General features: G+C 44.8%; 13 protein-coding genes and 1 other RNA gene. 7 read left to right on the forward strand and 7 right to left on the reverse strand.

Annotated elements, in window-relative coordinates; translation table 11 throughout:
* The first annotated feature begins 16 nt into the window (after positions 1 to 16).
* Genes JAO78_RS09800 through JAO78_RS09810 form a run of 3 tightly spaced genes read left to right on the forward strand, consistent with a single transcriptional unit; the run spans position 17 to position 2,468 of the window.
* Positions 17 to 709 carry an ABC transporter ATP-binding protein gene (locus tag JAO78_RS09800; RefSeq protein ID WP_226751166.1) on the forward strand — a complete coding sequence of 231 codons (693 nt, stop codon included), beginning with the start codon at positions 17 to 19 and terminating at the stop codon, positions 707 to 709.
* Positions 703 to 1,959: an ABC transporter permease gene (locus tag JAO78_RS09805; protein ID WP_226751167.1), complete on the forward strand. Its 1,257-nt coding sequence runs from the start codon at positions 703 to 705 to the stop codon at positions 1,957 to 1,959. The genes JAO78_RS09800 and JAO78_RS09805 overlap by 7 nt, the downstream gene beginning before the upstream one ends.
* 8 nt (positions 1,960 to 1,967) lie before the next feature.
* Positions 1,968 to 2,468: a DUF1543 domain-containing protein gene (locus tag JAO78_RS09810; protein ID WP_226751168.1), complete on the forward strand. Its 501-nt coding sequence runs from the start codon at positions 1,968 to 1,970 to the stop codon at positions 2,466 to 2,468.
* On the opposite strand, the gene JAO78_RS09815 is transcribed toward JAO78_RS09810, so the two are convergent.
* The 4 genes from JAO78_RS09815 to smpB form a co-directional block, all read right to left on the reverse strand.
* Complete coding sequence (locus JAO78_RS09815) at positions 2,419 to 3,450, reverse strand: metal-dependent hydrolase (protein ID WP_226751169.1); 1,032 nt, start codon at positions 3,448 to 3,450, stop codon at positions 2,419 to 2,421. The genes JAO78_RS09810 and JAO78_RS09815 overlap by 50 nt on opposite strands.
* A 35-nt stretch (positions 3,451 to 3,485) precedes the next feature.
* Positions 3,486 to 4,295, reverse strand: coding sequence for a PEP-CTERM/exosortase system-associated acyltransferase (locus JAO78_RS09820; RefSeq protein ID WP_226751170.1), 810 nt, complete (start codon positions 4,293 to 4,295; stop codon positions 3,486 to 3,488).
* Between the two features lie 405 nt (positions 4,296 to 4,700).
* Positions 4,701 to 5,060, reverse strand: a transfer-messenger RNA (tmRNA) gene (gene ssrA, locus JAO78_RS09825).
* 158 nt (positions 5,061 to 5,218) lie between these two features.
* Entirely contained in the window at positions 5,219 to 5,701 is a 483-nt protein-coding gene (gene smpB / locus JAO78_RS09830) for an SsrA-binding protein SmpB (protein ID WP_226751171.1), read from the reverse strand.
* Between the two features lie 125 nt (positions 5,702 to 5,826).
* On the opposite strand from smpB, the gene JAO78_RS09835 reads away from it, so the two are divergent.
* Together JAO78_RS09835 and JAO78_RS09840 are read left to right on the forward strand one after the other, a co-directional pair.
* A complete protein-coding gene (locus tag JAO78_RS09835; protein WP_226751172.1) occupies positions 5,827 to 6,258 on the forward strand; it encodes a type II toxin-antitoxin system RatA family toxin in 432 nt (143 codons plus the stop codon).
* Positions 6,251 to 6,604: an RnfH family protein gene (locus JAO78_RS09840; protein WP_226751173.1), complete on the forward strand. Its 354-nt coding sequence runs from the start codon at positions 6,251 to 6,253 to the stop codon at positions 6,602 to 6,604. The genes JAO78_RS09835 and JAO78_RS09840 overlap by 8 nt, the downstream gene beginning before the upstream one ends.
* Before the next feature lie 277 nt (positions 6,605 to 6,881).
* On the opposite strand, the gene JAO78_RS09845 is transcribed toward JAO78_RS09840, so the two are convergent.
* From JAO78_RS09845 to nadK, 3 genes are all read right to left on the reverse strand, one after another.
* Complete coding sequence (locus tag JAO78_RS09845; protein ID WP_226751174.1) at positions 6,882 to 7,241, reverse strand: outer membrane protein assembly factor BamE; 360 nt, start codon at positions 7,239 to 7,241, stop codon at positions 6,882 to 6,884.
* A 58-nt stretch (positions 7,242 to 7,299) separates the two neighbouring features.
* Positions 7,300 to 8,973 (reverse strand): DNA repair protein RecN, encoded by a 1,674-nt coding sequence (recN, locus tag JAO78_RS09850; RefSeq protein ID WP_226751175.1) that lies wholly within the window; start codon positions 8,971 to 8,973, stop codon positions 7,300 to 7,302.
* A gap of 91 nt (positions 8,974 to 9,064) precedes the next feature.
* Complete coding sequence (gene nadK / locus JAO78_RS09855) at positions 9,065 to 9,946, reverse strand: NAD(+) kinase (RefSeq protein ID WP_226751176.1); 882 nt, start codon at positions 9,944 to 9,946, stop codon at positions 9,065 to 9,067.
* A 95-nt stretch (positions 9,947 to 10,041) separates the two neighbouring features.
* Here nadK and hrcA point away from each other — a divergent pair, with 95 nt between their 5' ends.
* The gene (hrcA, locus tag JAO78_RS09860) at positions 10,042 to 11,172 is read left to right on the forward strand and encodes a heat-inducible transcriptional repressor HrcA (protein ID WP_226751177.1); all 1,131 of its coding nucleotides are present in this window, start codon (positions 10,042 to 10,044) and stop codon (positions 11,170 to 11,172) included.
* A gap of 39 nt (positions 11,173 to 11,211) precedes the next feature.
* The gene (grpE, locus tag JAO78_RS09865; protein ID WP_226751178.1) at positions 11,212 to 11,787 is read left to right on the forward strand and encodes a nucleotide exchange factor GrpE; all 576 of its coding nucleotides are present in this window, start codon (positions 11,212 to 11,214) and stop codon (positions 11,785 to 11,787) included.
* Positions 11,788 to 11,941: the final 154 nt, after the last annotated feature.

Genomic DNA, 11,941 nt, shown 5'->3' on the forward strand with positions numbered 1-11,941 from the left:
GCATAATGGAGTACCTGTGACCACCAAGCCGAAAATTCCTGCTATTGAACTCAAAGATCTGCAATTCTGGTATCGCGCCGGTGCTTGGCAATTGTCACTACCGGCAGTAACACTCGAACATGGCCAACATTTATTTATACAAGGCGCTTCAGGTTCGGGTAAAACGACCTTGTTGAATTTGCTGGCGGGTATCACAGCACCCAGTGCCGGAGAATTATGGGTGCAAGGCCATGCCATGCATCAACTTAGCGCAGCAAAGCGCGATAAGCTGCGAGCCAGTCAAATTGGTGTGGTGTTTCAACAGCTTAATTTAATTCCTTATCTTTCAGTTTTAGATAACGTACTGTTACGTGCCACCTTTGCGGGTCAAGCAGCTATCACTTTACAGCCACGTGCCATCGATTTATTAAGGGCGCTAGGACTCACCGATGATTTACAGCGGCAGCGTGCCAGTGCCTTAAGTGTTGGCCAACAGCAACGGGTGGCCATTGCGCGCGCCTTGTTAACGCAACCCGCTTTGTTAATCGCTGACGAGCCGACTTCGGCGCTGGATGCGAATAATCGCGATGCCTTTATGCAAGTACTGTTAACCGAAGCGGATAAGTGTGCAACAACAGTCATTTTTGTTAGCCATGATCAGCAACTCAAGCGCTATTTTCACTTTGAGTTGTCGATGGCTGATTTGGCTAAAGGAGTGGTGGCATGTTAATCAAACTGGCACGTCTGAGTTTATGGAATCGGAAAGGTACAGCGTTAATGACTCTGTTGTCGCTAACGCTCAGTTTAGTGTTGCTATTGGGCATCGAACATATTCGTAAGGAAGCGCGCAGCAGTTTTACTAATACCGTATCGGGTACGGATCTAATTGTGGGTGCGCGCTCTGGGCAATTAAATTTATTGTTGTATTCGGTCTTTAGAATTGGCAATGCAACCGCTAATGTCAGTTGGGCAACCTATGAGCGTATTGCTAAGCATCCACAAATTAGTTGGACCATTCCGCTAGCCCTGGGTGACTCGCATCGAGGTTATCGTGTGCTAGGCACAAATCAAGGTTACTTTGAGCATTATCGCTATGCCAACCAGCAAGCTTTAAGCTTTGCAGCTGGCGAGCAATTTGCAGGCGTCTACGAGGCGGTATTGGGGGCAGAAGTCGCTAAACAATTAGGCTATCAGCTTGGACAAGAAATCACGCTGGCGCATGGTGTAGGCGCCGTCAGTTTCTCTGAGCACAAAGATAAGCCTTTTGTGATTAAAGGTATCTTAGCGGCCACGGGCACACCAGTTGATCAAACCGTGCATATTAGCCTTGAGGGCATAGAAGCGATACATATCGATTGGCAGCAAGGCGCGCCAATGCCTGGGCGTAAAATTAGCGCTGAACAAACCTTAGAAATGGATTTAACCCCAAAGGCGTTAACGGCTTTTATGGTGGGGCTTAATTCAAGAATGGCCACTTTTGTTGTGCAGCGGCAAATTAATGAGTTTCGTGGTGAGCCGTTAACCGCTATTTTACCTGGTGTGGCTTTAGCTGAACTGTGGCAAATGCTCAGTATGGTTGAGAATATTTTGTTGTTAATCACGCTCATGGTGCTTGCTGCCGGTTTAGTTGGCATGATGACAACTTTACTGGCATCGATGCGCGAGCGGCAGCGTGAAATGGCCATCTTACGCGCGGTAGGGGCGAACCCGTGGTATGTTTTTTGGTTAATTCAATTAGAAGTACTGTTATTAACTTTGGTTGCTATGTTGCTGTCGGCAGCAGTTTTGTTGTTAACGTTATTTGGTTTGCAAGATTGGCTAGCAGCCCATTATGGCCTGTTTATTAGCGTGATGCCTTTTAGCACCGAAACATTGTACTGGGCGGGCGGCATTTTAGCGGCAGCCAGTGTCTTGGCGTGTATTCCGGCATTTGTGGCCTATCGAAAAGCCTTGACCGATGGTTTAAGCGTAAAATTATAAGGTTTAACATGAAATTATTTATGGTGTATTTGGGTGGTACCGCTCCGGGCGCGAATATTGAAGTGCATGATATACGCTTTGTTGTCGGTGAAAGTATTAAAGATACTTATCCGCAGTTACGGCAGCAATGGTTTGGTGAGGCTAAAGGCCTACACCTAGACAGCTATTTAGAAGTGCATGATATTGATGGTTATCACATCACGTTGGTTGCTGAGCCGGTGCAGCAAGAGCAAAAGCTTTATTTTGTTAACTTTGGTGGCTATTACCCATCGCAAATGGCAGAGCAGCACGAGTTTATGCTGTGTGTGGCAGGCTCTGCGGTTGAAGCTAAAAAGCGTGCCAAGGCGGCGTTACTGACTAAGGCACAAAGCTCACACAAAGATGATTTATTGGAACTTGATAACTTGATTCAGCTCGATCAGCTGCAAGGTTACTATATTGAGCTACAACCGAGCGGGGCTAATCAAGCACAGCAGCCGGACTGGTTTGGTTATGAGGTGATTGGCTAAACTCAGTAGGTTCCTCACCTTTTAGCGTTAACCAAATCCAATTGAGGGTAGCTGATAGCTCTAATTTACGCGGTAAGCGTAATGAGGTTTCAGCTGCTTGCTCGGCCACCACAAAACTAAAAGCATAATTTTGCTGCTGTCCCATGCGCAGATCGGTTAACACAATTTGCTGTTTTTGCTGCTCTAAGGCATAAAAACCATGGCTGAAACTGGCTAGCTTCTGCACGTCAGGATGCAAAGCATATTGCTCAAGCAAAAGAGGGTCTTGTTCAAATCGCACCAATTCAATGGTGGCTTCCTTTTCGAGTAGTGAATAAAACCCTTCGTAATAGGCTTCATCCGTTCGGATCAACACGCGCCAAAGTAGCGTATTTAACGCGGTAGGTTGCACCAACAATTTCGTGGAGTGGTTAAAGATCTCTGTTAATTGGCTTTTCACTACACCGGTTACATGTTGTTGCGCCGCCACACTCCATAACAGATAACAGCTTGAAAAGACTAATCCTGCCGTATTGGCAGCGAGTAGTGTTTTGCCCTTAAGTAATACCCAAATGACGCCAAGTAATAGCGGTAAGGTATACAAGGGATCAATAATAAAGATACTGCCAACACCGTACGGATAGTCAGAAAAGGGCAGGGCAAGCTGTGTCCCATAGATGGTCATGGTGTCGAGTAGTGGATGGGTGATCAATACCAGCCACAAGCCGAGTAACCAATGTTTGTAGTGGGCCATTTCATTATGAATGCGACAGACGAGCAGGGCGAGCAAAGGAGAGAATAAGGTTAGATAAAACAAAGAATGACTAAAACCGCGATGCTGTACCATATTGCTAAGGTCATCGCCATAATCGATTAAAACATCTAGATCAGGCAGTGTTCCGGCAATAGCGCCCCATAAGGCGGCTTTTTTAATTGAGGTGTGTTTACCCACTACTGCAACAGCGACCGCTGAACCCAGTGCTATTTGAGATAGTGAATCCATATAAACAATATGCTCTTTAAAAAGGTTTGGGGGTGCTAAGCGTTATAATGCTCAAAAGAGCCATTGCGTAACTGTGCCGCAAGAACTCGCCATAACTCTCGATAATCATCGCAAAGTGTATGAATACATTTATCAATGTCTAGGTAATAGGCTGCACGTTTGCCATTTAGTTCAATCGGATTACTGATTTGCTGAAACTGAAACCCAACACGATTGAGCATTCGCGCTAAAGCGGGGGCAACCGCTACATAGGCATGCTTTAAATTTAATAAGCGTGCTTGCTCTAGGGCTGCGAGGTATAAACCGGCAGAAATGTAGCGATAGTGTGTTTGAGTATCAGAATCTGAAACCGCGGCGACTTGCGATAAAATGGGGTTTTGTTGGCTTTGAATATTTCTTCTAAATGAAGCGGCAACCGCTAAACGAGAAAACTCACTCACGGCTTCACGATCAAAAGCGCTGGGAACTAAGTCAGGTTGAGTGAATTCGTCTTTGAAATAATGTTCGATAGGCAACAGTTCGGCGTCGTTGTTTGAAGCAATTAACCGTAAAGTACCCGCAGATTCGCCTGTTTTGCGATGTTGCAATAAGCAGTGAATAGAACGGCGGTCGTAATCATCTAACTCCAAACCTGAAGGGCTGACAGGTTCATAGGCTAATTCTTCACAGTAGACTTGATGTCTTAAGCGGAAAACGCGGTCTCGATCTTCGCGGCTAAAAGCTTTTTTAAGCTCAAAATCTTGGTTAAAACAGGTGGTCCAATGTAAGTTTTGTGGTGCTTTCTCTGTAACAGTCGTCACACACTGTTCAGACGGCGCGACAACAGCCTGATTATTTTGATACATAGCAAAACCCTAAATGCGGCAAAAGTGTTTATTTTTTTTACAGCAGTTATACGTTCATTGGGTGAAAAGACCTAACACACCAGAATAAAAACATGCCGCGAATCAACTACTATGCCGACAAGATGCAACGAGATCAATGCAGAACAGCTGTTTTTTTACCAACATAAGCAGGATCTTACTTAATATAATGAAATATCTAATTAAATATTTTAAGGCTGATAGCGGGTTCTACTATTTCTATGTTAGAAATCGCTTAATAAAATTATTTTAAGATTAACTTATGCTTAATCGTTTTACAAAATGAGCGGTTTTATTGCAAAAAAGTATATCTAGTAGGAAAGCTCAGTAACACAGAATGTTGTTGCAGAAATGAAAAACGGCGCTTAAAAAGCGCCGTTATCAATGTGGTGGAGCTGGCGGGAGTTGAACCCGCGTCCGAAAAACCTAGATCGTCAGTACTACATGCTTAGCCATTCATTTAGTTAACCCTATGAGCGCCGAGTGGCAGGCTATCGTCGGGCGAGCCTGATTGATTTTAACGGTTTGTCTCCAGGCGAAGACGCGACGCGATCCTATTAGGGGTGATCTTCCAGAGTCTCAGCTTATAGGCATGCGTGAGGGGAAGAGCTATCTACTGCCTATTAAGCAGCGATTGCGTAGTTTTCGTCGTTTGCGACTAGTTTTTTGCGGCTTTTTTACGAGGCCTACCGCACCTCGGCATGCACTTAAGATTTCGTGAGTCCCGTCGAATCCAGAATCAGCCCCGAATTCTGTGGTCTAACACTAACACCTTCAGTGAATTTCTAGTATACGCCTTTAATCTGCTAATTACCAATGGCACAGCAGTGTGTTACTACAAACATTTTTACTTTATTAGGTTCACTTGCACGCTTTTCAAGCGTCGAATCAAAATAAAAGCTTGTTTAGCGTTTTGAATGCTTCATCATGCGCTCTTTTTCACGAGACCAATCGCGATCTTTAATATCATCACGTTTGTCGAAGTTTTTCTTACCTTTTGCCAAGTGAAATTCTAATTTTACCCAGCAGGCTTTCCAATACATCGCCGTGGCGATAAGGGTATAGCCATCACGTTCTTTTAAACCAATTAACTTCATTAACTCGCGTTTATGCAGTAATAACTTACGGCTGCGGTCAGGATCGCAAATGACATGTGTAGAGGCGTTATTCAAGGGTTGGATCTGCGCGCCAAACAAATAAGCTTGGCCATCTTGTAAGATGACATAAGCATCCGATAAGTTAACCTTACCGTCCCGAATACTTTTTACTTCCCAGCCTTGCAGGCTCAGACCGGCTTCAAACCGTTCTTCTAGAAAGTATTCATGGCGCGCTTTACGATTTTGCGCGATGGTGCCATTGTTCTTTTTGTTTGTTTGCTTTTTACTCATAATTCACTTTTTTGGCTAGTTGCAGCCATCATGTATTCATATTCAGTTATGCAGGCTACACGGTGCAAGGTTGTCGCTGGGCGTTATTCTGTTACAATCTGTGGCCTGATGTAAGGGGAGTGAGTATGCCACAAATTGAGCGCAGTGCCTTGGTTTTTTACAGCGCGCAACAAATGTTTGAACTGGTAAATGATGTCGATGCTTACCCGCAATTTTTACCAGGTTGTAGTGCTGCCAACATAGTTAGTCGTGCTGAGAAAGAGGTGGTGGCGAAGTTACATATTTCCAAGGCCGGTATTGGTCAATCTTTTACAACTCGTAATCATTTGCATCCTTTTCAACGTATTGAGATGCAATTGGTCGATGGGCCATTTAAACATTTACGTGGTGGCTGGGAGTTTGAACCTTTAAACGATCAAGCCTGCAAAGTGATTTTAAAGCTAGAGTTTGAATTTTCTAGTCGGTTAATACAGTTTGCTTTTGGTAAGATTTTTCAAGAGTTAACCGCGGCCATGGTGCAGGCTTTTACACAACGGGCAAAACAAGTTTATGGATAATTCCAGTGCGGGGGCGGCAGCTGCCGATCGTATTACGGTTGAAGTGGCTTATGCCTTACCTGAGCGTCAGGTGCTGTTAACACTTGCGGTAAGTCGTGTGGCAAGTATCGAACAGATTATTAAGCAGTCAGGTATCTTACAACAATTCCCACAGATCGATTTAACGTCGCAAAAAGTGGGTATTTGGAGTCGGCCGGTTAAGTTATCCGATCAAGTAAAAGAGGGCGATCGTATTGAGATTTATCGCCCATTAATTGCTGATCCGAAAGATTTACGGCGGCGCCGAGCAGAAAAAGCTAAAGAAGAAGGCCGCGCTGATAGAGTAACAGGCGGCCGGCCAAATTAACTACAGGTACTTTTGAAAAGTGGCTGAAGTGACTTTATGCCGAGTTTGATAAGTGAGTACACTTACCGCTTGATACCGTACCTAAGTCAGTGGTTTGTATGATTTTAGGCCGTTTTGGCGGCGTTTTGCCAAGCCGCTAAAGCGCTAAATTTAAACACTGGTTTAAAAAGATACTGCAGCGACAGGGGAATACCCAAAACAACAAAACCACAGATGAAGTCCAAAGGCTTCATCTGTGGTTTTTTGTATTCATAAGCTAAGTCGCTTTGCTTAAAAACTAAATATCCAGCGGTTTGTCAAAGTCAGCGTGTTTAGTGAAGTCGCCATTGATATTGACTAAGCGGTCTTCTTTAAACTCGACCACTAGCCGTTTTTCAAAGTTGTTACCACGACCACCTTTTAAAGCATAAAAATAATGCCAGGTGTTGGTATCAAACGGATTGGCGGCAACAGGGTTGCCTAAAACATAAATAACTTGCTCTTTTGTCATTGCCACTCGTAGCTTATCCACGTCTTTTTGTTCTAAGAAGTTACCTTGTGGAATATCAATACGGTATACCCAGCTGCTACATGCCGTGCTTAAGCCTAAAGTGGCCACGAGTAATGCTGTCTTTAATACTGCTTTCATAATGATCATCAATTTAAAGTGAATAACGCTATCATACCCTATGATAGCTGTGCAGAAAAACCCTGAATCAGACTACAGGCGCACATAATAGTTCCCGAGCATTAGCTAAAGCATTGGCACTGATGTTTTCACCGGCGAGTAAACGGGCAATTTCTTGGATACGTTCATCATCAGATAGCTGACGCATACGTGTTTCTGTGGCTTGGCCGTCAGTATATTTTTCAACAAACAATTGTTGGTGACCTTGGCTAGCGACCTGCGGTAAATGTGTTACACAAATAATTTGTGTGCTGCGGCCTAATTGGCGTAACAGGCGACCGACACCGGCAGCCACAGGCCCACTGATCCCGACATCAACCTCATCAAAAATTAAGGTGGGTGTGGTGATCTTATCGGCTAAAATAACTTGAATGGCTAAACTGATCCGCGACAGCTCTCCACCCGATGCGACTTTCGCCAGCGCTTGTAAGGGCTGGCCAGGGTTAGTGGAAACGGTAAAGCTAATTTGATCTAAACCCATGGCGCTAGCGTGTTCTAGTGGTAAATTTTGTAAATCAATAGCAAATCGGGCATTAGCCATACTGAGTTCGTGCATATTTTGGGTGATTAACGCACTTAATTCTGTTGCCCCTAGTTGCCGAGCTTCTGTGAGCTTGGTTGCCGCTACTTGATACACGTCTGCAGCTTGGTTAATCGCCTGTGCTAATTCGTTTAGGCGTTTGTCATGGCCGGTTAATTCAGCCAGTTGTTGGCTCAGTTGCTGATGTAACTCGGCTAGGTTTTCAACATTAACTTGATGCTTGCGAGCTAAATTAAGCCAAGTGCCCATGCGCTCATCAATTTCTTGTAAACGCTCAGGATCCAGTTCTACTTTATCGGCATAGCGGCGTAATTCACGACTGGCTTCTTCGGTTTGCAACAAAGCGTCATTCAACATGTTTTGCACATCTTGCAAAGCCGGATCGAGCTGAACTAATTCATCTAATTGCTGGGTTAAATGCGATAACGCACGATAAATATTTTGATTATCGTCATCGTACAGTTGTTGTAGGCATTGGTGGCTTTGTGTCAGTAGAGTATGGCCATGGCTCAAACGGCTGTGCTCGGCTTCAAGTTGTTTGAATTCAGTGGCTTGTGGCGCAAATTGATCGAGCTCAGCCACTTGATATTCTAACAATTGGCGCTGGGCATCACGTTGCTGCTGCGATTGCTCCAATTGGCTAAACTCTTGCTTGAGTTGTTGCCAATAGCGATAACTTTGACGTGTTTGTTGCAGTAACTCTGGTTTACCCACAAAAGCGTCTAATAATTGGCGTTGATAATCAGCTTTTTGCAGTAATTGATGTGCATGTTGACCATGAATGGCGAGCAGATGCTGCCCTAGTAGTTTTAACTGCTGTGCCGGTACTTGTACGCCATTAATATAGCCTCGTGAGCGGCCTTCAGCACTGATTACCCGCCGGACAATACACTCATTTCCCATGAGTAAATCTTGTTGTTGTAGCCAGTCTTTGGCGGTAGTCAGTTGGCTAATATCGAAGGTGGCAACAATATCGGCTTTGTCTGCACCAGGGCGGAGCACTGCCGCATCGGCACGCTCTCCTAAACAAATAGCAAGGGCATCAATAGCAATGGATTTACCGGCACCGGTTTCACCAGTAATAGTCGACATACCTGCGGCCCAGTCAATTTCCAACGCACGCACTATAGCAAAGTTACTGATATGAAGATGACACAGCATATATCCACTCCGACAACTGTTTAAGTATACAGTGTAAATCTATACAGTATTTTTTGTTTTGGCAAGTTGTCGATGCACAAATATTTGCCGGTTAATACAGTTTACTGCCCCAGCCTAATTTATTGCGCAGGACATGATAATAACTGTAGCCCGGAGGATGCACCAAGCGCAGTGGGTTGGGGTGTTTACGAATATAGATATCGTCGCCCGGCATAACAGCCAAAATAACATGACTGTCGCAGCTTATTTGCAGATGGGCATCATTCGTTTCAGCGACTTTTAAGCGTATCTCACTGTTACCGGAAACGACTAAGGGTCTGCTACTTAAGGTATGTGGAAACATCGGCACTAAGCTCATGGCATCCAGATCCGGTGTTAATATAGGGCCTCCACCGGATAAGGAATAGGCGGTAGAGCCTGTAGGCGTGCTGATAATTAAACCATCAGAGCGCTGGCTATAGACAAATTCATTATTGATATAGGCCTCAAATTCAATCATGTGGGCCACTTTGTCGGCGTGTAACACCGCTTCGTTAACCGCACTGTTACTACTTTTTATACTGCCGTGTCGATGCACGGAAATTTCCAGTAAGTTACGTTTCTCTGTCACAAAGTTACCGGCCAGTACATCTTTTAGCGGCTGCTCAAAATTCTCAGGCGCCAGATCGGTTAAAAAGCCTAGATTGCCACGGTTCACGCCAAGTACAGCCACATCAAAACGGGCTAACACCCGCGCGGCGCCCAGCATATTCCCATCTCCACCTACCACAATCGCTAAATCACAGGTTTTGCCCAATTCAACCAAATCAAGGATCACCGCATCAGCCAGTTGTAAGCTTTGAGCGACTTGCTCTTCGACAAATACACTGAGGCCTTGGGTTTTTAAAAAGTGATAAAGGCTGGCCAATGTTTGATTCGCGCCAGGGTGATGGGGTTTTCCAATTAAACCAACTTTGGCAAATGTAGAGCTCATAGCAACAGTCTTCCTTATCCAGACCCGTTCAGTATATACATAACCCACAAGAAGTTGCAGCCTTGTCAATCAACTAAGCTTTTGGGCAAAGCGCTATGGACTTAACATCTTTAGACAAAACCGCTTTATCGAGCGATTATGCAAAACTGCTTGAATTTGAGAATAAAAACCCCATTACTTCTTTAATTGAATTACAGGTATTGCGCATGGCTGTGACATTAAGCAGAACAGAGCTGATTTTAAAGTTGATTGTTGAGCAATATTTGCTCGATGGCCAGCCCGTAGCGTCAAAGTTGATCGCTGAGCATAAACAGCTCGATGTGAGCTCTGCAACGGTGCGCAACACCATGGTGCAACTGGAACAACAAGGATTAATTCGCTCACCGCATACTTCGGCAGGGCGGATCCCTACCACTTTAGGTATTCGTTTATTCATTGATAAAATGCTGCAGTTGGCGCCTTTGAGTGACAAGTGGCAAAATGAAATAACCAGCCGCTTACTACCGCAATTGCCGGTGTCATTAATGTGTCAACAAGCCGGACAATTATTAGCGAACTTAACCGGTTGTGTGGCCATTGTTAGCGCTCCTAAAGCCGCAGGGCGCGAAGTGCGGCAAGTGGACTTAGTGCGCTTAGCCAGCGATCGTTTGTTGTTGGTGGTGGTCGATGAAGACGGTGACATCCTGCATCGTATTATTAATTGTGAGCAAAGTGTCGATTCAGCCACCATGAGCAAGGTGTTGTGCTTACTTAATGCCGCTTTAGCCGGTGGACAATGGCAAGATGGCATGGTGCGTTTAAACACGATTTTGCGCAATGAAACGGGCCTTGGCCAGATCCTCATTGAAAAAGTGTTAGGCCAATTAAGCTTAGATGAGTTTGTGCAGCATCAACCCTTGATTTATGGACAACATCAATTATTGCTAACGCCGGATTACCAGCAAAACCCTGCATTACAACAAGTCGTGCAAATGCTGGAGCAACCCTCGGGTTTAATTACGTTGTTACAAACGGTCACCCGTGATGCTCAACCTAAACTCATTTTAGGTAAAGAGTCTGGATTTGTTGAGTTATCGCAATTAAGTTTAATCGCCCAAAGCTATCAAACGCAGCCACATCGCTTTGTCGCTTTGCTTGGCCCGCGGCGGATGGATTACGCAAAATTAATCCCTTTACTCGAAGGATGCGCGGCACAATTAAATTTAAACTTGAATCGGCAGAATTGATCCCCATAATACCCCTACATTAATTGGAGTATTGTAACAATGACTGAGCAACAAAAGCCTTCCGAACCCACAGAAGCAACGAATCAGGCCACTAACGATGCTAATACCGATACGGTAGAGCTGTCTTCTGAGCAGACCATTATTGCTAAGCTGGAAGATGAACTGGCTAAAGCGCAAAGCCAGTTGGCCGAACAACACGAATTAATGCTGCGCATTAAAGCTGATGCTGAAAATGCTCGCCGTCGTGCTAGCCAAGATGTTGAAAAAGCGCACAAGTTTGCGTTAGAAAAGTTTGCCGGTGATTTATTACCCGTTGCCGACAACCTTGAGCGCGCACTGAACTTTATCAACCGTGAAGATGAAGCGTTTAAAGGCATCATTGAAGGCGTAGAGCTGACCATGAAGAGCTTTTTAGATACAGTAGCTAAGTTTGGTGTGGTGCAAATTGACCCTGCGGGGCAGCCGTTTAACCCGGAACAACATCAAGCGATGAGCATTCAGCCGTCAAATGATGTACCGCCCAATACCGTGACCTTTGTTATGCAAAAAGGTTATGAGTTAAATGGTCGCTTGTTACGTCCGGCTATGGTTGGCGTATCAAAAGCAGCAGAGTAACGCCCTCGTAGCAAAGCTAACGCGCTGTTAAGCGTTGGCTTTGCTGCCTACCGCAGTTCATTGGTTTTTCTTCGTTAAATCACCCGCAAAGCACAACAAGCGCTAGCCTCTGTTCGAAAAAACTGTTAATTAGTATAAAACTGATTTCTTAGGT

This window comes from Alishewanella maricola (assembly GCF_016343785.1).
Classification (GTDB): Bacteria; Pseudomonadota; Gammaproteobacteria; order Enterobacterales; family Alteromonadaceae; genus Alishewanella; species Alishewanella maricola.